Annotated in this window: 18 protein-coding genes; 5 read left to right on the top strand and 13 right to left on the bottom strand. The window is 48.0% G+C overall.

Annotated elements, in window-relative coordinates:
• Positions 1 to 108 precede the first annotated feature (108 nt).
• Positions 109 to 1,158 carry an RDD family protein gene (locus tag G358_RS0110835; protein WP_019637240.1) on the bottom strand — a complete coding sequence of 350 codons (1,050 nt, stop codon included), beginning with the start codon at positions 1,156 to 1,158 and terminating at the stop codon, positions 109 to 111.
• 248 nt (positions 1,159 to 1,406) lie between these two features.
• Here G358_RS0110835 and G358_RS0110830 point away from each other — a divergent pair, with 248 nt between their 5' ends.
• Positions 1,407 to 1,619 carry a helix-turn-helix transcriptional regulator gene (locus tag G358_RS0110830; RefSeq protein WP_019637239.1) on the top strand — a complete coding sequence of 71 codons (213 nt, stop codon included), beginning with the start codon at positions 1,407 to 1,409 and terminating at the stop codon, positions 1,617 to 1,619.
• Positions 1,620 to 1,882: 263 nt separating this feature from the next.
• Here G358_RS0110830 and G358_RS33035 read toward each other — a convergent pair whose 3' ends face one another.
• The 4 genes from G358_RS33035 to G358_RS0110810 all read right to left on the bottom strand — a co-directional run bounded on the left by G358_RS33035 (position 1,883) and on the right by G358_RS0110810 (position 5,641).
• Positions 1,883 to 2,056, bottom strand: coding sequence for a hypothetical protein (locus G358_RS33035; protein WP_019637238.1), 174 nt, complete (start codon positions 2,054 to 2,056; stop codon positions 1,883 to 1,885).
• Positions 2,057 to 2,091: 35 nt separating this feature from the next.
• A complete protein-coding gene (locus G358_RS0110820; RefSeq protein ID WP_084662760.1) occupies positions 2,092 to 3,396 on the bottom strand; it encodes an MFS transporter in 1,305 nt (434 codons plus the stop codon).
• Between the two features lie 42 nt (positions 3,397 to 3,438).
• On the bottom strand, positions 3,439 to 4,557 hold the full coding sequence (ald, locus tag G358_RS0110815) for an alanine dehydrogenase (protein ID WP_026342203.1): 1,119 nt from the start codon (positions 4,555 to 4,557) through the stop codon (positions 3,439 to 3,441).
• A gap of 217 nt (positions 4,558 to 4,774) precedes the next feature.
• Positions 4,775 to 5,641, bottom strand: coding sequence for a LysR family transcriptional regulator (locus G358_RS0110810; RefSeq protein WP_019637235.1), 867 nt, complete (start codon positions 5,639 to 5,641; stop codon positions 4,775 to 4,777).
• A 159-nt stretch (positions 5,642 to 5,800) separates the two neighbouring features.
• On the opposite strand from G358_RS0110810, the gene G358_RS0110805 reads away from it, so the two are divergent.
• Positions 5,801 to 6,805, top strand: coding sequence for a DMT family transporter (locus G358_RS0110805; protein ID WP_019637234.1), 1,005 nt, complete (start codon positions 5,801 to 5,803; stop codon positions 6,803 to 6,805).
• A gap of 125 nt (positions 6,806 to 6,930) precedes the next feature.
• Here the strand turns inward: G358_RS0110805 and G358_RS0110800 are convergent, their stop codons facing one another.
• From G358_RS0110800 to G358_RS0110790, 3 genes are all read right to left on the bottom strand, one after another.
• Positions 6,931 to 7,575 (bottom strand): copper amine oxidase N-terminal domain-containing protein, encoded by a 645-nt coding sequence (locus tag G358_RS0110800; RefSeq protein ID WP_019637233.1) that lies wholly within the window; start codon positions 7,573 to 7,575, stop codon positions 6,931 to 6,933.
• 51 nt (positions 7,576 to 7,626) lie between these two features.
• Positions 7,627 to 8,271, bottom strand: a complete 645-nt coding sequence (locus tag G358_RS0110795; protein WP_019637232.1) for a copper amine oxidase N-terminal domain-containing protein — start codon at positions 8,269 to 8,271, stop codon at positions 7,627 to 7,629.
• A 794-nt stretch (positions 8,272 to 9,065) separates the two neighbouring features.
• Positions 9,066 to 10,418: a sodium-dependent transporter gene (locus tag G358_RS0110790; RefSeq protein ID WP_019637231.1), complete on the bottom strand. Its 1,353-nt coding sequence runs from the start codon at positions 10,416 to 10,418 to the stop codon at positions 9,066 to 9,068.
• A 245-nt stretch (positions 10,419 to 10,663) separates the two neighbouring features.
• Here G358_RS0110790 and G358_RS0110785 point away from each other — a divergent pair, with 245 nt between their 5' ends.
• From G358_RS0110785 to G358_RS0110775, 3 genes are read left to right on the top strand one after another with little or no spacing between them, the layout of a single operon-like run.
• Positions 10,664 to 12,370, top strand: a complete 1,707-nt coding sequence (locus G358_RS0110785; protein ID WP_019637230.1) for a molecular chaperone HscC — start codon at positions 10,664 to 10,666, stop codon at positions 12,368 to 12,370.
• A complete protein-coding gene (locus G358_RS0110780; RefSeq protein WP_019637229.1) occupies positions 12,367 to 14,766 on the top strand; it encodes a J domain-containing protein in 2,400 nt (799 codons plus the stop codon). Before G358_RS0110785 ends, G358_RS0110780 begins: the two co-directional genes overlap by 4 nt.
• 23 nt (positions 14,767 to 14,789) lie before the next feature.
• Positions 14,790 to 15,434, top strand: a complete 645-nt coding sequence (locus G358_RS0110775) for a DUF1266 domain-containing protein (RefSeq protein ID WP_019637228.1) — start codon at positions 14,790 to 14,792, stop codon at positions 15,432 to 15,434.
• 142 nt (positions 15,435 to 15,576) lie between these two features.
• Here the strand turns inward: G358_RS0110775 and G358_RS0110770 are convergent, their stop codons facing one another.
• From G358_RS0110770 to G358_RS0110745, 5 genes are all read right to left on the bottom strand, one after another.
• The gene (locus tag G358_RS0110770) at positions 15,577 to 16,791 is read right to left on the bottom strand and encodes a CynX/NimT family MFS transporter (protein WP_019637227.1); all 1,215 of its coding nucleotides are present in this window, start codon (positions 16,789 to 16,791) and stop codon (positions 15,577 to 15,579) included.
• An 845-nt stretch (positions 16,792 to 17,636) separates the two neighbouring features.
• Positions 17,637 to 18,617, bottom strand: a complete 981-nt coding sequence (locus tag G358_RS0110760; RefSeq protein WP_019637225.1) for a carbohydrate kinase family protein — start codon at positions 18,615 to 18,617, stop codon at positions 17,637 to 17,639.
• Positions 18,618 to 18,730: 113 nt separating this feature from the next.
• The gene (locus tag G358_RS0110755) at positions 18,731 to 20,215 is read right to left on the bottom strand and encodes a glycoside hydrolase family 32 protein (RefSeq protein WP_338042686.1); all 1,485 of its coding nucleotides are present in this window, start codon (positions 20,213 to 20,215) and stop codon (positions 18,731 to 18,733) included.
• Between the two features lie 21 nt (positions 20,216 to 20,236).
• A complete protein-coding gene (locus G358_RS0110750) occupies positions 20,237 to 21,070 on the bottom strand; it encodes a carbohydrate ABC transporter permease (protein ID WP_019637223.1) in 834 nt (277 codons plus the stop codon).
• A complete protein-coding gene (locus G358_RS0110745; RefSeq protein ID WP_019637222.1) occupies positions 21,070 to 21,954 on the bottom strand; it encodes a carbohydrate ABC transporter permease in 885 nt (294 codons plus the stop codon). The genes G358_RS0110750 and G358_RS0110745 overlap by 1 nt, the downstream gene beginning before the upstream one ends.
• Between the last annotated feature and the right edge of the window lie 85 nt (positions 21,955 to 22,039).

Raw genomic sequence — 22,039 nt, 5'->3', positions numbered from 1 at the left:
TATGTAGAAATTACTATACACAATTATTTTCAAAAAAAGATAGTCCCTCTTGTTAACCTTTAGGTTATACAATGGAACTATCCTTGATCAAGGCATTATCATCAGTTATTAAGTGGAAAAGGTGTCAAAAGAACGGATAACCGCATGTAATTCCTTCTGGAATTCCTTGTATTTGGCAGCATCCGTCCATACGGTAATCCAGTGATAATACCGTGCTGTCTCAACGGTAGTTACAATATAGGCAACCTTCGCCCCGTTCACTTCCTGCTCAACCGCAAATTGATATGCGGAGTATCCATTAATCGAAATCGGATGAGGCTTATAGATCGGCGATTGTTTCAGGCCTTGGGCAAAACTTTTTTCAGCGTATTGCAAATATTGCTCCAGCGTCCAGTCTTTCCTGAACCGTTCCTTAGGCTCTGAAAATACGGACAAATACTTTTTAGTAAACCGGTTGGATATCGAAATGTCGGCCTCGTTGTCCAGACCCGGGTCAAAGAGCCAGTCCGGGCTCGTCGTAATTTTGAATTGACCATTATGGCTAATATGAACTTTTTCGCTGTTACCGGACTTAGGTGGAAAGTCAGCTTGTTTAAGTGCAGAAAGTACTCCATTTGCCATGCCGGGCGCTGCTGCTGCCAATAACATTAGGATGGTGAAGGCTGGCACGAGGATCATACTGCCACGCTCCTTCTCCTTCAGTGGTAAATCCCGTGACTTTACGACATATGAACCAGCCGCCAAATCACCTATCCGCTGTCTTCGCTCTGTCAGCAGGATGCTAAAAGCAGCCGGAAAACCACCGAGCAATAAAGGGTTGCTGTCAATGAGGCGGAAGGCTGTTCGTACGAGCGCTTTTGCAAAGCCTGGCGCGTGGCCCGTCTTGTCAACAACTCGGATCTGCAGCAGCCATTTGCCAAACGTATATCCCGTGCTCCCTTCTAGCAGCACATAATAAGCCAATACTAGAAAAATAACGCCGAATAGAACAAATAAAGTATGCGTGCGCTGCAGCATGAACAACTGATTTATATTCATCGCCGAACGAATCAGTGCGGCGAAAAGCAGATAATCGATTAACGCTGCCCCCATGCGCCTGAGCAACATCGATATGGGCCGGTATGGCGGCGCCGGTAATTTTTCAAAACCCTGCTTCAAGGGTATCGACACTCCTTAGTTCTCTCTTCCGTATATTGCCAATTTGAATCATCCAAAGTATATGCCATCCCAACATTTTGTGCAAATTTGTTCACTGTTACGGGACACTCTGTATGTCTTGTTCACTGTTCGTCGGCTTCACAATATCTTGGTATATTATCCTGTTATATTTATTAATTAGTTTCATATTTTTCCTTTCTTAGGTATCATAAATTTTATTAAGAGATACTAATTAAGGAGCCAATGAATTGAAGCTTAGAGATGCTAGAGAAGCAGCCGGTTACACTCAAGAATCCTTGGTGTATAAAATCAATGAAAGCATGAGCTGTACACTGCGGAATTATCAAAACATTGAATATGGAGTAGGTATTCCTTCCGTCACGCTAGCGTTGCTAATTTGCGGTATCCTCAATATTGATGCTAAAGACGTAGATGAATGGAAATTGAAAGCAAAAAACTAGGGCGCCCCTCAAAGGACGCCCTACTCTCCGTAACGTTCTGCCGCTCTATGCCAACTACCATACAAAATTAAGCGTGTTTCCCGTTTCTACATAGGTCCCTTCCACTCCTTTTAAGCATGTTCCGCTATAGTAAACAGATTATATAAAGCTGTAGAACCAAGTGTTGTAAAAAACGCGACAAACGGCAGAAGGGATCAGATGCAGCTGCCTAGACCGAATATGGGTGTATTGAATTTCAGCAAGGCGAGAAGGAATTCCGGCATTCAAGGTTTACGCGTTATCAACGTACCGATTCCCATAATCAATCCGATCACGGTCGCAAAAATCAGGTTAATCAACGTTTCATTCGATTTTGTCGCCGCATAAATCATTCCGTTTACGAGCAATGAAACGATGCAAAGATAAAAGATCCACTTCATTACTTGATGCTTCAGCATAGTAATCGATCCTCCCCCAATTTAATTTTCAGTGCTTACTGGAGCTGGGCAGTGTCCGTCGAGCGGAGCGCCCGCACGTTTAGAATGACGATAATTAGAAATGCTCCGGCCAGCATTCCGGTCATTCTCAATAGCTCCGAAATGCTCCAGCCGTTGCTGAGCAACACAGGCACAAGTCCTGTAGACAGAGGATACAATCCGGTCGAGGCTACCGTAAATACGCTCATGCCCCGGCCCAGTTTATCCTGATCCAGACTCAGCTGGAATGCCGTCAGCAGCAGCATGTTCGCATAGGACGCAATCATTCCCCCACACCCGCTAATGATGACAGCATAGAGCAATTGATTGGCCCAGCCCAACCCGATAATGCCTAAGCACAGCAATATAAAAGCAGCATACGCCCGTACCGCCATATTCCCCTTTGGGCGAAAAATTGCAACCAACATCCCGCCTAAAATACTCCCGGTGGCAAAAGACACTTGCAAATACGTCAAATCCAGCGCCGTGCCTTGAAATACTTCTTTCACCAATGTAGGAAAAGCTACGCTCACCGGCCCGGAAATGAAGAAGCTGGCTATTCCGACGGTAACTATAATGGACATCTTGAATGGATCGCGTCCAACATAACGCATGCCTTCACTCATTTCCAGCCACATGGAGGCACGTTTATCCGGGCGTTTCTGAACCGGTTCCCGCACGAGGAGCAGGCATAGCGCGCCAAAAAGCAGTAACAGGCCAAGAACTGTAAAGGCTAGCTGAAACGACCCGAACGTTAGGACAAGGCCGGCTAAAGCAGGCCCGGCGAACATACCGAGCTGCTGAATGATCACATTCAAGCTATTCGCTGACCTTAGCTGCTCCGGGGCGACAAGGGTAGGAATAATCGAAGACGAGGCCGGCCAATAAAATGCCTCCAGAACGCCGAAAGACGCCGCAAAAGCAAGCAGCATCTCAAAGGTAAGCTTGCCAAGCGAAAGTAGAACAGCCATGCTAATAAGCAAAATGAACCTTATAAAATCGGAAAAAAACATGATTTTCGTCTTGGAGAACCGGTCCGACAATACGCCCCCTACGGTCATAAGCAGCACACGGGGAACGGCGGTTACCGCCAAAACGATGCCCAGCATGGACCACAAGTTCAGATAATCAACGACATACCAGCTCTCAATCAGCATATACATCGGCGTCGTCAAACTGGTAAATATAATGGAGACCAAAAAAAACATAAACGTTCGATTGCGAATCAATGGTCTGTTATTGGAGTTGCTTGCCTGAAAAATAGTAAACACCCCTTTCATGATTACATCATAAAAAGGGGTGCTCTCATTTTTCTTACTCATTTCTTACATAAGTCTTAAGTTTATTCATTCATACAAAACAGCTTAAACCTTCAGCAAGCTGTATACCTCTTTGTAAGGAAGGCCCTGCGCGTCCGCTACCGCCTGATAGGCCACATGGCCGTTCAGGACGTTAATTCCCTTGGCCAAAGCGGGATTATCCAAAGCCGCCTGCGCATATCCCTTGTTGGCTATTTGCAAGCCATACGGTGTCGTCACATTCGTCAGTGCCAGCGTTGACGTGCGGGCTACCGCCCCAGGCATGTTGGCTACGGCGTAGTGGATCACTCCGTGCTTCACATAAGTCGGCTGATCATGGGTCGTAATCCGGTCGATCGTCTCAATCGAGCCGCCCTGATCGACAGCGACATCGACAATAACCGAGCCTGGAGCCATCGTCTGCACCATCTCCTCGCTAACGAGCCTTGGCGTGCGCGCTCCCGGAATCAGAACGGCTCCGATCAGCAGGTCGGCTTGCTTGACACTGTCAGCAATAGTGAAGGGATTGGAGACCAGCGTTTTTACCCGCCCCTGGAACAAATCGTCGAGCTGGCGCAGCCGATCCAGATTCAAGTCGATAATGCGCACGTCAGCCCCGAGGCCCAGCGCTACTTTGGCCGCATTGACCCCAACCATTCCGCCGCCGATGATCGTTACTTTGCCCGGCTCCACACCCGGCACACCGCTTAGCAGGACGCCTTTGCCGCCATTCGATTTCTCCAGGAAGTGAGATCCGATCTGTATCGCCATCCGTCCTGCCACTTCACTCATCGGCGATAAGAGCGGCAGAGCGCCATTATCCAACTGGATTGTCTCATAGGCGATGGCCGTAACCCCCCGCTCGGCCAGTTCCTTCGTCAGAGACGGTTCCGGGGCCAGGTGGAGGTATGCAAACAAAATCAGACCTTCATGCAGGTAAGCAAATTCCTCCTGCGCCGGCTCCTTCACTTTCACAACCATTTCCGCGGACCAGGCTTCGGCAGCCGTAGGTACAATCTTTCCCCCGACCGAGCTATAGTCCTCATCGCTGAAGCCAACGCTAAGTCCAGCCCCTGTCTCGATCCACACTTCATGACCAGCTTGTACATAAGATAATACGGAGGCAGGCGTCATTCCAACGCGATGCTCGTTGTTCTTTCTCTCTTTAGGCACTCCAACAATCATGATTACACCATCCTTCAAATTCGCATCAGCCAAAGCCGAATGTATAATTACTAAATTATAATGCATAATTACTATCTTTTCCTATTAAATGTTCAAAAAAACCGTTACTTGATTTCACCTGCTCCAAAATCGAGCAACGGCTTTATGCCCGGAGGCCGGCAACTATCATTTTATAATATTGAAATATCCGCTTATTCAACTGCCGCAATGGCCAAGCTCAGCTGGCGGAGCCGACCTCAAGCTTCCCGATTTCAGCGATGAAAGCCTGCACAGAGCTCGTCATATGCGAGTCCTTCCGGCGGATGAATACCGTCGTGATTTCCCGGTAAGGATCGGGCACCTGATGGCAATAAAGCTTGCGCTGAGCAGACATGTAATCCACGGTGGATTCTGGGACGATCGTAAGCCCGATGCCGGCTGCCACACTGCCGATAATCGTATCGAACGTACCGAACTCCATAATTTTCTTGGGAACAATCCCCTCTTCCTTCAGCCAGCTCTCCAGCCGTTCGCGGTAGCTGCAGCCTTTATTGTACAGCAGGAGGGGTTTGACCGAGATGTCGTCGAGTGAGAAGCTCTCCCCTTTGGAGACAATAACCAGCTCCTCCTGAAATACCTCGTACTGCTCAATCATCGGATGTTGTATAGGCCCGGTCACAAACGCGCCATCCAGTTTGAAATCAATCACCTCCTGGAGCAATTGTTCCGTCACACCCGCCTTTAAAGACAAATCCACATTCGGGTAGGTTTGCAAATAGGAGGACAGCAGATTAGGCAGCGCCATGATCGTTTCCACGATGCCGATGTCAAGTATACCGGACGGCGTCGACGAGCTTTGGAACACCTTCTTCATTTCATCATATTTCGCTATAATATCGTTCGCATATTCTAGCACTCGCTTGCCTTCCGTATTAAGAATCATGCCGCGCGTATGCCGGTAAAACATCGGGGTTTCCAGCTCTTTCTCCAGCAGCTTGATTCTGGCAGTCACGTTGGACTGGACATAATTAAGCTCCTCCGCCGCCCTGCTGACACTGCCGTGGAGGGCAACCATTTGAAATATTCTCAGATCATTCAAATCCATGCTGTTTCTCCTCCTCCTGGTATTCTTACAATTACCTTAGTTTCAGGTATCATTATAAATGATGGATAAGTTGATTTACAATCATTTCACTATCGTCTGTGATTAATCTATCATTTTATATAAAGAAATGTGCGGATATAGTTAAGGAGATCGAAATTAATGAATAAAAAACAAGTCATCATCGGATCGGCCTTATGTCTGATCGCAAGTATGTCCTGGGGAGCGATGTTCCCAGTAGCGCAAGTCGCCCTACAAGAGATCGATCCATTCTATTTCTCTTTTATCCGGTACGCCGTCGTGGCCGCCCTTTTAGCGTCGATACTATGGGTGAAGGAAGGAAAAGCAGCTTTTCGCCTGGAGGGGAAAGGAAAAGCTCTCGCATTCTATGGAACGATGGCCTTCACTGTGTATAACATGCTCATATTCTCGGGACAGTATCTTATGGGGGATACGGGTACGATAACCGCTTCTTTAATTGAGGTTCTTATGCCAATGATCTCGATCCTCTATGTATGGATTACCGCCAAGTCTAAACCGCCCGGATATACAATTGTCAGCATGATTATATGTCTAGCGGGGGCATTGCTTGTCATTACCAATGGTAAACTGGCCTTCTTTGCGATGGCAGGAAAATCATTGTTCCCGTTATTGCTTATTTTCATAGCAGTTACAGGCTGGGTGCTGTATTCTATGGGCGGAAGCCGGTTTAAAGACTGGTCGGTTCTGCGTTATTCAACACTGACTTGTCTGCTGGGCAGCCTGGTATCGCTCATCATTGTCGCATTTGCTACACTGCTTGGCCTGCTGCCTGTTCCTTCCGTAGAGACACTTAGTGCCGTGAAGTGGGAAATGGCCTTTATGATCACTTTGCCGGGCATCGTGGCTCTTCTCAGTTGGAATGCCGGATTAAAAATGTTAACGCCGCTCAACGGAATACTATATATCAACTTTGTGCCGATTACCACCTTGATTATTATGGCCTTTCAGGGATATCAAGTTTCCATATTTGAAATTTGCGGTACACTGCTTGTCATTTTTGCGATCGTATGGAACAATATAGCCCAGCGCAGAGAGCTAAGGGCACCCGGCAGAACGGTGGACCGAAGCGAAGCAAGGCGTGCCGCTGGCCCCCAGCCAACCGTCAGAAATGTACGTACCCGATAAGCCGCCAGCCTGTGCTGGTCTCTAGGTAATCAGGGGATGCCGCAAAAGCTCCATTCGTAAAATTACGGCAGCAGTGAAAATCAAAGCAAGACCAATCGAAGTCTGCATCCGATTGGTCTTGCTTCTTATTTCATTGGCGAGCCGAAGGAAGCGTTCGGCACAACGGTATATCGCTCTAATTTTTCCAAGGAACCCGGAACCACCTTGATCGATTTGATTCCGCTGTCTTGCATTACAACCTTCCATTTTTCGATCTTAACGTTGTATTCTTCCTCCCCGGTAATCCTTCTAACGACTCTGAGTGTATACGTATTAGAACCGTCAAATTCTACAATTTTAAAATCAATCATCCCTCCCATTTCGTAATCACCGCCGAATGGAAATTCTGCATGAATATCGGTTGTAAAATCATCTGTCATGAGCCCCTTCACCATATCATAATCTTTTTCATCATAAGCCATCAGGAATCTATAGATGTTGTTCCGAGCGGCAGACCAGTATACTCTTTCATATTCTTTTTTAAAAAAGGGCTCCGAATCTACATAAACCGTCTTCGTTTTCTTATCCCATTTTACATCTGCACCAAATCCTTCGGAAATCGCACGAATGGGTACATACACAGTGCCATTAATTATTTTTGGCTCGACACTGCTTGTCACCTGATTGCTATGGATAAAAACTCTAGGTTTAACTGTTGCTGCAAAAGCACCTGCGCTAAAAATCAGCATGCACGCTGCTCCAATTAACCCTATTTTCACAAATCGATTCATGGATATAACCTCCTATTTACAATTTTTATATTTAGACGCCAGGTTTGATTCTTATTTTAATGGCGAGCCGAAGGAAGCATTCGGTACAACAGTGTACCGATCTAATTTTTCCAGGGAACCCGGAACCACCTTGATCGATTTGATTTCGCTGTTTTGCATTACAACCTTCCATTTTTCGATCTTAACGTTGTAGTCTTCCTCCCCGGTGATCCTTCTAACGACATTGAGTGTATACGTATTAGAACCATCAAATTCTATAATTTCAAAATCTACCATGCCGCTCATTTCGTAGTAACCGGCCGTTGGAAATTCTAAATAAATATCGGTTGTAAAATCCTCTGTCACTAGACTCATCGCCGTATCATAATCTCTTGTATCATAAGCCATCAGGAATCTATAGATGTTGTTCCGAGCAGAAGTCCAGGATACCCTTTCATACTCTCTTTCAAAAAAAGGCTCCGAATCTACATAAACCGTCTTCGTTTGGCTATCCCATTTTACATCTGCACCAAATCCTTCCGAGATCGCACGAATGGGTACGTACACATTGCCATTAATTATTTTTGGCTCGACACTGCTTGTCACCTGATTGCTATGGACAAAAACTTTAGGTTTAACTGTTGCTGCAAAAGCACCTGCACTAAAAATCAGCATGCACGCTACTCCGATTAACCCCATTTTCACAAATCGGTTCACGGATAAAGCCTCCTATTTACATTTTTTATATTTAGACGCTATTTCATCCATAAACGTTTCTAATTTACCAAAATTATCCAAATATACTCATTTGAAATGGGTGTGGGCAAGTACGTCTTATAGTTTTTATATAAGCTGCCGTAACTAAATGGAATTCATGTATCTAATTATGTTCTATACGAATGTTTCAGGGGAATAGATGGATTTTATGCCCTAAAATCAAGAATCCTGCACATGATTGGCCATTTCCCTTCCTCTAACGACACGAAATCCATTTAAATTTACTTTCCCTCTTTTATTGCGGAAACTAACTACTATAAATCCATTTATATAAATTGAACAACTGAAATGATGCGGTGAAAGTACGTAACGTGGGGCGTGTAACGTGGGGTAAGCATGTAAAATGTTCCTATGATCGCTGTTGCTCCCAGATTTTTGAATGATATAGGTTCATCTGAGGTAGAATCCGCTCGCGAAAGGCGACCACAAGCTTATGCTTTCGAAGCAGCTTTCTTTCAGAAGCTTTCAGTATGCTCTCGAAGCAACTTTCTTTCAGAAAGCTTTCAGTTTCTTCGGAATCATTTTTCTCCCTTGCCTATAACCCATTTGTTAGTTCATCTTATCTAATTAAAAAGCGATCTAAAAAGCATTTAGCTTTTTAGATCGCTTTGGATGAATTAAAGGTTTCAAATGAGCATCTGGGCATGTAATATTTTTTGGCATTTAGATAAAAACACTTGGAGATATTCTGATCGTTACAATGTATCTCCGCATTGTCATCTTAGAAAAGAATCCTATTTAAAATGGATAATTCCTGTCGTATGCAGCAGCACCAGGAACACGAGAATCGGCGCTACAAAACGCAGCATGAACAGCCAAACTTTAAACCAGCCGGCGCGTAAGCCAGAGGCTTCGGCTGCCCCTTTCCAGAAGTAGCCGGCAAAGATCGTAATGGCTAGTCCACCGACAGGCAGCATAATGTTGGAGGTCACGAAATCCACCCAGTCGAAGAAAGCTTTCCCGCCAAATGTCAGCTCCGGAACCATACCGAGTGACATGGCGGATGGAAGCCCTAAGAGGAAGAGAAGCACGACGACAATCCACACGGAGCGTGGCCGGCTCCAGCGAAAACGTTCCATTGTATAAGACACCGGAACTTCCAGCAGAGATACCGCGGACGTTAAGGCGGCAATCGCTAATAGGATAAAGAACAATCCACCAAAGAACGAGCCTAGCGGCATAGCCGAGAAGGCAGCCGGCAAAGCGATAAACACGAGTGACGGCCCTTCATCCGGAGCAATTCCAAATGAGAAGGTCGTCGGAAAAATAATCAGCCCCGCAATAAACGCATAGATAAGGTCTCCGGCCCCAATGGCGAGCGTGGCTGAGCCAAGCGACTGCTCCTTGCGCACATACGAGCCGTAAGTGAGCAGAATCCCCATACCGAGTGACAGCGAGAAAAAGGCATGTCCCAGCGCCACCAATGCTGATTCCGGAGTAAGCTGGGAGAAATCCGGTTTGAGGAAGAAGGATACCCCCGCCTCTGCTCCCGGAAGTGTAACCGCCCGGATCATCAAAACGATCAGCAGGATGACGAGACTCGGAATAAGTATTTTATTAAACTTCTCTATACCACCTGATATACCTAGAATAACAACCCCGCCCGTAATGACCAGAGCGACAAACTGCCAAAAGATCGGCATATAACCGGATATAAAGCCTGCAAACTGCCCGGCGAAGTCGGTGTTGCTGAACAGATTGCCGCTAAATGCCATCACTGCATAATGCAGCGTCCAGCCTGCAACGATGATATAAAATGACAGAATCATAAAAGGGGCAATGACCTGCAGAATGCCTAGGCCCTTCCAGCCCCGGCGGCCGCCCACTCTTACAAATGCAGTGGCGGCACTCCCCCGGCCGCTTCGTCCTATAGCCAGTTCCGCCAAAAGTACAGGCAAGCCAATGATGATCAGGCAAATAATAAATAGCAGGAAAAACGCGGCCCCTCCATTTTCACCCGTTATGTATGGAAACTTCCACATGTTCCCCAGGCCCACAGAACTGCCAATCGCAGCCAGTATAAACCCGGTAGAAGAAAAGCGGTCTTTTTTCCGCTCACCATTCATATTGCTACCCTGCGTACTCATCATATCTACTCCATCTATTTTTGAATTTTCAAATCATTATATATCATTACACTGATTCGGTCATATTAAATAATTATCTAATCATGAATTTCTTATTATTCCTTAACCGGAAATTCACGATTCATCCATGAAGGCGATTTCAATAATTTCACAGGCGGCAGGCGGGGCAGATTATGAAATTTATGATAAAATATGTCGATATATACCTAAGTAAACCAATACATAATGAGAAAGAGGTTGCCTGGATGACTAAAATTGGGATTGATTTGGGGACCACTCACAGTCTTGTCGCCTACTGGACTGACGAAGGCCCAAAAATTATACCGAACGTTTACGGAGAGCATTTGACTCCATCCGTAGTTGGCGTAGATGATAATGGAGAAATTTTGATCGGGCAAATCGCCAAGGAACGGCTGATGACCCACCCCGATCTTACGGCGTCTACCTTCAAACGCTATATGGGGACAGAGAAAATCTATCGGTTGGGAAAATACTCCTTCACGCCGGAGGAACTGTCTTCCTTCGTGGTGAAGTCGCTAAAGGCCGATGCAGAAGCTTTCCTCGGACAAGAAGTTACCGAGGCAGTTATTAGTGTGCCCGCGTACTTTAATGATACGCAGCGCAAAGCGACAAAACGGGCGGCCGAGTTCGCCGGGCTGAAGGTAGAGCGGCTGATCAGCGAGCCGACTGCAGCCGCCATATCGTACGGACTGCACCAGGAAGAATCCGAAACTAAATTTCTGGTATTCGACCTGGGCGGCGGCACCTTTGACGTATCGATTCTGGAGTTTTTCGAAGGCGTAATGGAAGTAAAATCGATTGCGGGAGACAACTATTTGGGCGGCGAGGATTTCACGGAATTGCTCGTCTCTTATTTCGTTCAGACGAAAGGGCTCGATTATGCGTCGATGGATCTTAAAGCCCGCTCTGCCCTGTTTAAACAGGCTGAAGTGTGCAAGCGGATGCTCGGCGACGAGCTGACCGGGAAAATGACCTTCACCCTCGATGACACCACGCATGAATTGACGCTGGATCGCCATGAATTTGAAAAAATTTCGGCCCAACTGATGCTGCGTCTGCGCCATCCTATTGAACGAGCGCTAAGAGATGCCGCCCTGTCGCCGAGAGACATGGATGCCGTCATCCTCATCGGGGGAGCAACGCGCATGCCGATTATTAAATCCATCGTCAGCAAAATGTTCGGCCGGCTGCCTTACGCCGGCATTAATCCAGATGAAGCAGTCTCCCTCGGAGCTGCGATCCAAGTCGCTCTCAAAGAGAGAAACGAAAGCTTGAAGGAAGTCGTTCTGACCGATGTATGCCCTTATACGCTTGGCATTGAAACTTCAAAGCAAACCGGCTCCCAAAAACAATATGAAAGCGGCCATTTTGATCCCATCATCGAGCGCAATACGCCCATCCCTGTCAGCAAGATGCAATCCTACAGCACAGTACATGACCAGCAAACGGCGATTCGTGTCAAAGTCTATCAAGGTGAAAGCCGGCTCGTTGAAAACAACATTATGATCGGCGAGCTCGAAGTCGAGGTGCCAAAGGACAAAGCGGGCGAGCAATCCATTGATGTAAGATTCACCTATGACATTAATGGGATTTTGGAGGTCGAGGTAACGACCAGCAGCACCGGACAGAAGAAGACGATCATTATTGAGAAGAACCCCGGCAAAATGACCGCTGAAGAGATTGCCCAGCGCCTGAATGAACTGAAGGATATTAAGATTCATCCACGCGAGCGCAGTGAAAACCGGCTGCTCTTGGCCAAAGGGGAGCGGCTCTATGAAGAAGCGCTGGGTGAGAAAAGAGCGGAAATCGCCTTCCTGCTGGAGCAATTTGAACGAGTGCTCGCTTCCCAGGATGAGCATGCAGTGAATAAGGCGGCCATAACACTGCGCAAACAGCTCGAGCATCTGGAGAAGTGGAGTGACTACTTTTGAGTATATGGAGAACTCTTGGGATAGACCAAACTTCCGATACATCGGTCATCCGGAGAGCCTATGCGAAGAAGCTGCAGGTTCATCATCCCGAGGATGATCCTACTGGATACCAGCGGCTGCGGGAAGCTTATGACCTTGCTATGAAACTGGCCAAGCAGCAGCAAATGCAACAGCAACTACAGCAAGAGAGAGAACAGGAGAAAGAGCAGGAGAAAGAACAGCAGAAGCAGCACCACCAGCCCTCATCCGCTGGCGCAGAGCATTATAGCGAACATGGCGCAGAAGCCGAAGATGATAAACATAATGATGGCCAATTCAAAGATGATGATGAATATGACAACAACTATGTCGGTGACGGTGATGGTGGTGGTGATGGTAACGATGTCGATGACGCTCACAGCGATGGCTATGGTAACGATGTCGGTGATACACACAGTGGCGGTAATGCTCACGGTGACGGTGAAGGTGATGCATACAGTGGTGCTCACAGTAACGATCTCAGTGATGCACACGGCGGCGGTGACAGTGACAGTGATGGTGATAGCGGCGATGGCGATGGCAATGCCGATAACGAAGATAAGCATGACGACGACACGAGTCCCCCGTTTATTCCTCGTCTCCCGAAATGGGACTATTATGTAGACGATAATAAAAACGGCAACGATGAGGATGCTGATGAAACTGAAGATTTGGATGAAGACGGGGATGACTACCACCCCTACGATGACAACTACGACGAGGATTATGATGACGAAGATGATTACTATGAGGAGTACTTCGATAAGACCCAGCATCCCATAGTTGAATTCATGGAACAGGTGGAGTCTTTATACAATCATTACTCCTCACGTCTCGACCCTGACCAATGGCTCGTGTTGTTAAATTCAGATATTATGTGGGAGCTCCAATATAAGCGCGTTATTTCTAAGCGGATGCTGGAATTTGTGGAGGAGCATTACTTTTTGCCGCCGGAAATTTGGGGTGTTCTTGACAAGGTTTTTCTTTGGAAAAATACCGCAGCAGAATATGAAGACTTCTCCCTGGAATATCCTGCCGTATATGCCAGCATTGTCGTTGAAGCTTCAGACATCCATATGGATTACTATGATCTGCTCCAAGCAGAAGATATCGAGCATGATACTTTCCTTCATGCCCGGGAAGCGGCGGCGCTGGCGCTCAAAGATAACGATATGGAATCCGCTCGCCTTCATCTGGAGGATGCACTGGCTATGTTTAAAGAGGATCGCGATTTAATCCGGCTGCAAACCGAATTTTATCGCCGGACCGGTGATTTGCAGCAAACACTGGCTTCCTGTAATGAGCATATTCGTCTCGACCCTGATAACCGGGATGCTCTCGTATTGCGCGCCCGGCTTCTGCTGGAACAAGGCCTGGCATCCGAAGCTTTAGAGGATCTCCAGCGGGTGCTGGATACTTCTTCTGAAAATACAGAAGCTCTCTCCCTGAGCGGACAATGCTACATGAAGCTCGGCAAGCTGGAACAGGCCAAGCAAATGTTGAATCAAGCCTTGGTTCTGGATAAAGATGATATCGAAGCTATACTGTATCTGTCGGAAATTCATCGTCATACAGAACAAAATTTGCATTTGCTCCAAGGCAAAAACCGCCGCGATGCCCGAATCGAAATCAACCGGGAGCTGGGCCGACACTCTTTGCTCAGCCGGATAAAAAGATCCTCAATCATGTTTCTTTCCAAACGCTGGCTCTATATCGCCGGGATGTTTGTACTTTTTATCATAATGAACGATGTCGTCGGCAAATATTCCGGAGTGAACCTGTGGACCTATTCAAAACTGTCTACTAATCCTGTAGAAGTGATAACTATTACGGATGCTGATCAGTTGGAATCGCTCCCTCCAGGGGAACATGCCGTTCAAATTAAGCTGACCAATGCTATTTTTTTGAACATACTAGAAATTAAGTATAAAGACGCAAACGGCCACCCGTTCTATTACTTGCCGAATGATGAAGCAAAAAGTGGAGGGCTGATGGATAAATTAAGCGGATACGTCTGCATCGGTTATTTGGGAAACAAATCGATCCTTATCGTGGGGAACTATGATCAGGCTATGGAAATCTACGAACGGCGGACGATTGAAGTGGCAGGCAAAGTAAATGTCATAGCTTCCGAAAGCTTAGCTGAGCAAATCGACACATGGGCCCAGCAAGGCTGGCAAACGAGATACTTGAAGGATCACCCTCTGTCGAATTACTACATCAACACCAAGGAGAATATCAGCAAGCACAATCAGGATGCGAATTTCCCGATGATGATAAAAGTGTTCTTATGGCTCGGACTGGTTGCCGAATTGCTGCTCCTGGTCTTCGTGCTCATCGAACTGCGCAGGCAAATTAGATTTGTTCGATATAACTAATACAGGGATGGAGGAAACGTGCAATGGATCTTAGCAATCCAAATGAACGCAAAGCATGGATGCCCTATATTAATGCCGTAATCTCCTTATGCTCCATAGGGAAAGATGTAGGATACTTCATCGTAAATCCAACCAGGCAGTATAATAATCGGAGCAAAGTACGCCCCATGTTGTCAAGCTATGGAATCTATGATAAGGAGACGCTTTTAAAACAGGTGGACTGGCTGATCGCCACCGGCCGCCGCCACGAATTTGAGCAGGATGCGCGCCGGTTCTCCGTACTTACGGAAGCCCAACGAAACCAATATATGGAGTCCATTGAAGACGAGGAACGAATCCTTAAAATGGCTGTAGTGAATAAGTATTTCCGCCGCCTGCCATCCGGGGGAATCGGAGCATATGATTTCTCGTGGGCCATGTATTTATGCATGATCGGCAGGCAAGTAGGATATTTAAGAGGAGATGAAACGTGGGATTATGCGGCCAAAATTATTGCATTGATAAAGGCTAACTTTTCAAATTGGCAGCAATATACGATGAGCTACATCGCTGCCATGAAATATCATCCCTATGAAGAAGGGGGCAGACGCTTCCTTCAAGACAACAAAAAGTATATTATGCAAATGATGAGCTTTCGCGAAAATCCCATGCTGCACATCGAGCTTTGAGTTCATTCACCATGGCATATGCAAAAAAGGAGCCTTCCGCCAAGTAATCAAACTGTATACTATAGAGTGATCTTTTTAAAGTGTCTACTCTATAGGGGGCAGTTTACTGCGGGCTCCTTTTTTTATCACTGCAGGACATCAATTACGCCGAGGATATGACGCGGTCCCGGGCAGCTGCCACACCAAACACCAGCACAAGGAAGGCCACCACAAGCAGGAAATACAGGGGCATTTTCCATCCGCCCGTCGCATCATGCAGGTAGCCGACAAATGTCGGCCCAACCGCGGCCAGCAAATAACCGACAGATTGAGCCATTCCCGACAGCTCTGCGGCATCATAGGCGTTCGTCGTCTTTAATCCGAACAGCATCATAGCCAGGCTGAAGGAGCTCCCCAGGCTAATGCCAATCATAATCGTCCACAGCATGGTGAACGTTCCGTTCCCGTAAAGAATCCCGCTCAGGCCGGCAAAGAAGAAGAGGACGATGACAATGACCAGCCCCACCTGATTTCTCATCCGTCCCGCAATAATAGGCATAATAAAAGTAATCGGCAGCACTGACAACTGCATAATGGAAAGAGTCCAGCCTGCTGAATCCGCACTCATGCCCTGGCTTTTTAATATATCGGGAAGCCATGTTACAACGACGTAGAACAGCAGAGATTGCAGCCCCATATACAAGGTCACATGCCAGGCAAGAGCCGATTTCCATACATTAACCGGCTTGTCCAGCTGTGCCGATAGACGGGCCTGTTTCCCCTTTCTTTGCAGCTGAGGGGCCCATAACACTAAAGTGACTAGAGCAAGCAGCGCCCAGATGCCCAGCGCCCCTTTCCAGCCAAAACCTGCCCCCGCGGCGATAGGCACGCTGACGCCCGATGCAATCGCCCCCGTCAAATTCATAGCTACGGAATATACACCGATCATTAGCCCGATACGCAGCGGAAATTTTTCTTTAATTAAGCTAGGCATCAGTACGTTGCAAACCGATATAGCCAGGCCTAGCAGGACGGTTCCGAGCAGAAGCGCACCTATGCCCCAGGACGATCTTATCAGTATGCCTATGCCGAGAAAAATGACGGATACAAAAAGTACAAGCGAGGTGCCAAAACGGCGGGCCAGCTTCGGCGCCATCGGAGACAGCAAGGCAAAAGCTATTAAAGGAAATGTAGTAATCAGTCCGGCAAGTGTATTGGAAATACCCAAGTCGTCGCGAATAATTTCAACCAAAGGGCCCACAGATGTAATCGGAGCCCGCAAGTTGGTAGCCAAAAAGATGATGCCCAAAATCAAAAGCCAAACGTGAGCAGCGGAATCCGCTCGAGCCTTAGAGCGAGTTCCTGCAAATTTATTCATTTGATATCCTCCATCTTAGCGCAGCTGTTATTCTTGGAGTAACCGCTGTGCAACTTAGCTGTATATCTGTATTGTGCACAAAAATGGATTTCGTAATATTGTGAATCATCGAATACATATTCAAATGATTACTATAACATATCAGGCGTGTCATGTCTTTTGAGCGGCGGTGTGTTCTTCAGGGGGGCCTTTTTTTCAAATCTGAATCCGCCGTAAGGATAGGCCACTTTAGGTCTTAACTTAAGATAGGTAACAACATTTTCATAAAGCATATTTCGGACAAGCCGGAATCGCTATTTTATCCTGCCAACAGCACGAGTGATTTTGTGGAAAATGTCCAGCCCCTGGCGCATGAAATAGTCATTGCGATGTTTGACCGGCAGGGGCTGCATGGGGAGTAGTATACCGCAAATGAGATTCAGGCGATGGCCTTGTCCAATCTGAACGATGAATTTGCGGAAATCCTCGACACAAATACGGTAATGGAGATGTACGGCATTAAAGCCCAGCCTTAGCAGATGACATGCTTCTATTTTAAAAGTAAAAAAGGTCACCTTACTACCAAAGTAGCCAGGTAACCTGATCTTATTATTATAATTAGGTGATCCCTCCGTACGATACCGATCATTCGGCGCGGGTCGCTCCTATGATGCTGCTTCTTCCCGCTAAGGCCGGGTGCGCTTAGTTCGGGTCGCCTGACTCGACCACCCGTTCCAGTCGGCTTAGTTCGAGTCGCCTGGTTCGACCACCCTCTCCAGTCAGCTTAGTTCGGGTCGCCTGGTTCGACAACCCGCTCCAGTCGGCCTAGCTCGGCCCGCCTGAATCGACACCCCGCTTCAGTCGGCTTAGCTCGGGTCGCTTCCAAGGAATGCTTCAACGTCCTGCAAAGACGGCAGCGCATCAATTGCCCCTGGACGGCTTGCCGTAATCGCCGCGGCGGCATTGGCGAACTTCAGCAATTGCTGTACTCTCTCGCGGTCAAACCGCTTCAGCTGCGCCAGCCCATAGGGCGCCAACTGCACCTGATACAGCAGCGCCCCGATAAACGAATCGCCGGCCCCCGTCGTATCCGCGACATCCACCCGGTTTCCGGGTACGGACACTCCAAGTCCGTCACGGGTAAACCAGGTGGCCCCGGCCGCTCCGCGCGTATAAATTACATGCTGCACATCCCCGACGAACAGCGAGGCGATCGCCTCTTTCTCATCCTCATGACCGGTGATGAAGGACAGCTCCTCGTCGCTGATCTTCACGATATGGCTTAACGGAAGAAACTCATGAATGGCCCGGCGGCATGATTCGGGATCAGGCCACAGGGGCAGCCTGACATTAGGGTCGAAGCTGATGACCGCATCCGCTTGCCTGGCCAGCTCAATCGCTTTTCGATGGGCATATTTCACCGGAGCGTCGATTAAATCGACGGAACAAAAGTGAAGGAGGTCTCCAGCGGTGAACCAGCCGCTGCCAATTTCGTTCTCATGCAGCAGCATATCGGCGCTTGGATTGCGATAGAAGGAGAAATCCCGATCTCCGTCCTCCTTAAGGCTGACGAAGGCCAGCGCAGTATTTGCTTCGCTTGTGCGCAGCACGCGCGATACATCCACACCGCTAGCGGCCAGCTTCTCGACGAGAAAGTCGCCGAAGGCGTCAGCTCCCAGCTTGCCGATAAACGCCGCATGGCCGCCAAGCTTGGCTACCGCGCACGCCACATTAGCCGGCGCTCCGCCCGCCGCCTTCGTGAAGCTCTCCACTTGCTTCAGCTCTGCTCCCTTTCTGTCAGGAATGAAGTCGATTAAAGCTTCTCCAATCGTATACACTGTCGCCAATTCAAGCGCCCCCTCATATGTCATGCTCTGAACTTGCAAAACAAGCCTTTGAGCTTGATGTCCTATCTAATCCAAGCGCTGGCACAGCGAATACGAATATTCGATAGCTGTCGTTACGCTTGGGAAATATCCCATTTTCGCAGCATCGTTACTTTGCTCACGCCTGCTGAGAACAGCTTAATGCCCCGGGAATCCACACCGGGGTAAATCCGTGCCGACATAACTACTTCCCCGTCGCCAGCAAACACCTCTACAGAAGATTTATCCATGAAAATCCGCAGCGACAGCTTACCCTCCTGAAGGGGCACAGCCGCTTTACGCTGGCCGCCCGGCCCGGCGCCTGCCCGCTCCCGATCGAGCAGCAGCATTCCTTCTTCCTGTTGATAAGCTATAACCGTCTCTTCTTGGCCTTCTTCATCTGTTCGAAGCTTCAGGCCAAATTCCCCAGCGTTCCCGGCTTCGAACTCGACTTGCAGCTCGTAGCTGTCGCCGGAGATCGCTAATTTCCTCTCCCCGCTCAGCTCAATATTCGCCTGCTCATAAGCGTTGCTGCGCCTCGACTCAATCTCTTCCACGGGGCTGAACAAAATGCGGTCGCCATCCAGCTCCGCAACACGCGGCAAGCTCATCGCGCCTGCCCAATGATGGCCTTGCTGGGTTGGCATGTCCTGCTCCCACATATCCATCCAGCCGATCACGATGCGTCTTCCCCGGTCATCCACCGTGGACTGAGGCGCATAGAAGTCGAAGCCATGATCGACCTGAGCGTAACGCTCCAACGCAAAGGTCCCGGCTTCGGAGTCGAATGCGCCCACCATATACATGTTGGAATGAAGATTGTTGTATTGCTCGCCCTGCGCCGGCATGCGCTGCGGCGACATCATCAGAACAGCCTTATCCCCCAGCAGGAACAAGTCCGGACATTCCCAGTTGTCGCCGAAGGTACCGTCACTTTTGGCCAATATGTTAACAAACGTCCAGTTCAGCAAGTCCTTGGAGCGGTACAGCAGTACAAGACCGTTGCCCTGTGCATCATTCGAGCCTAAAACCATATAGTACTGGTTATTGTACTCCATTACCTTAGGATCGCGGAAGTCCTTACGGCTCACTCCTTCCGGGATTTGATCACGGCCGATGATCGGGTTGCCTTCGTATTTGCGGAAATTCACCCCATCCTCCGAGATCGCCAGTGCCTGAACCTGCTCATAGTCCTGATCCTGGTTCGGACCGGTCACCACATGTCCCGTATACAAAAGAGCAAGCTTGCCCTCTTTGGCAATCGCGCTGCCGGAGAAACAACCGTCACGGTCGTATTCTTCATCCGGTGCTAACGCCACAGGGAGATACCTCCAGTTAACAAGATCCCGGCTGACGGCATGGCCCCAATGCATCGGTCCCCATACCGGTTTATAGGGATAGTGTTGATAGAACAGGTGGTATTCCCCATTATAATGAATAAATCCATTCGGATCATTCATCCAGCCGAACTCGGCCATCAGGTGGTAGTTCAACCGGTAATCGTTCTTCAGCAGATGCTTTGATTCCCTAATGAACTCGTTAGCATCATTCAGCGTCGTATACATCCTCTGAGTAGTCATAGTTCCTCCCGTACAAATCCTTTATTTAATAGAGCCCTGCATAACCCCTTGAATGATATATCTCTGAGCGAAAAGATAGACGAGCATGACCGGTAATATGGTAAGCACCAATCCGGCCATCAATGGCCCGTAATCCACGGAATACGTCCCATAGAAGCTGAACGTAGACAACGGGAGCGTCCGATTATGCGGAGATACAAGAATAAGGGACGGCAGAAGAAAGTCATTCCAGATCCACAGTACATTCAAGATTGAAATAGTCGCGGTTGTCGGCGCCAGCACAGGGAACACGATCCGAAAAAATGTTTGCGTACGCGTGCAGCCGTCGATCAAAGCCGCCTCCTCCAATTCGGCAGGTACGCCCTTTACGAATCCATGATAGATAAACACCGCCAGCGGACTGCCAAATCCTAAATACATGTAGATGAGAGCCCACTTGTTGTCCAGCATGCTTAGCGTTCCATATATTTTGACCAGTGGAATCATGATCGCCTGGAAGGGAATAATCATCGCAGCAACCATCATCATAAAGGTATACTGATTGAATTTAGTCTGATTGCGCACGAAGTAATGCGCCGTCATCGCGGCAAACAGCGAAATTAACGCTACGCCTAGAACCGTTACGGTCAGCGAGTTCATAAACGAAGCGGTATAACTCATTTTCTCGAATGCATTGCGATAGTTCGTCCAATCCAGGCTTTGCGGCAGAGATAATGGATTTGAAGTAATTGCCGTATTGGCCTTGAACGAGTTGATGAGCAGAAAGATAAACGGGAAAATAAATAGTACGAGCACTAAAGTTAGTCCGATCGTCTTCAACCATACCCCTGCGAATGCTCTACGAGCCGTGTCCATTAGGCCTCCACCTCCATCTTCTTCCCAAAATACACCTGAAGCAGCGTAATTACTGCGACAAGAAGGAAGAGTACTAGCGCTTCCGCTTGTCCTAGACCATAATCACGGGAGAGGAACGCTTTTTCATAGACATGCATCGACACCATTTCCGTACTCTTAAAGGGACCGCCCTTTGTCAGCGACAGGTTGACGTCATAGACCATAAAGCCGCGCTGCAGCGTCAAAAATATACAAACGATAAACGAAGGAACCATCAGCGGCAAAGTCATCGTCCGCAGCTTCTTCCAGCCATTGGCGCCATCGATGCTCGCTGCCTCCAATATATCGTTAGGCACGCTCATGAGCCCAGCGATATAAATGACCATCATATACCCGGCGTACTGCCAAATCGTCACAATGATGAGAGCCCAGAAGGCTTTCTGCGGATCAGCCAGCCAGGATGTGCTGAATAGCGGAATTCCCGCCTTCTCTCCTATGAATACCAGAACATTTGAGAAAATAAACTGCCAGATCAGACCAAGCACGATGCCCCCGACCAGATTCGGGATGAAGAACCCGGCCCGGAATATATTCTGGCCTTTCAATCCTCTCGTTAGTCCGAAGGCTAATAGAAAGGCAACGGCGTTGACCAGGATGACGGTAAACAATACATATTTCAGCGTCAATCCGAAGGACTTCCAGAAGACCTCGTCTTGAAACACTTTTCCATAATTCTCGAACCCTACTAGCGTATGTGTCGTCGCGATGCCGTCCCAATTCGTGAAGGTCAAATAAATACCATAAATAAATGGAACGATCATTACGGTAAGAAAAGCGAATAAGGTCGGACCGGTAAACAGCAATCTCGTCCGAAGCCGTGGCCACCATTCCTTTTCTTTGATCATAACGATTCCTCTTTTCCTCTGTCATTGTGAAGAAAGCGATGGATAAGATACACGATGTGCTCTTACCCATCACTATCATCTTGTC

The sequence above is a fragment of the Paenibacillus fonticola DSM 21315 genome (assembly GCF_000381905.1).
GTDB classification, from domain to species: domain Bacteria; phylum Bacillota; class Bacilli; order Paenibacillales; family Paenibacillaceae; genus Fontibacillus; species Fontibacillus fonticola.
This window is presented reverse-complemented; position numbering and strand designations above follow the sequence as displayed.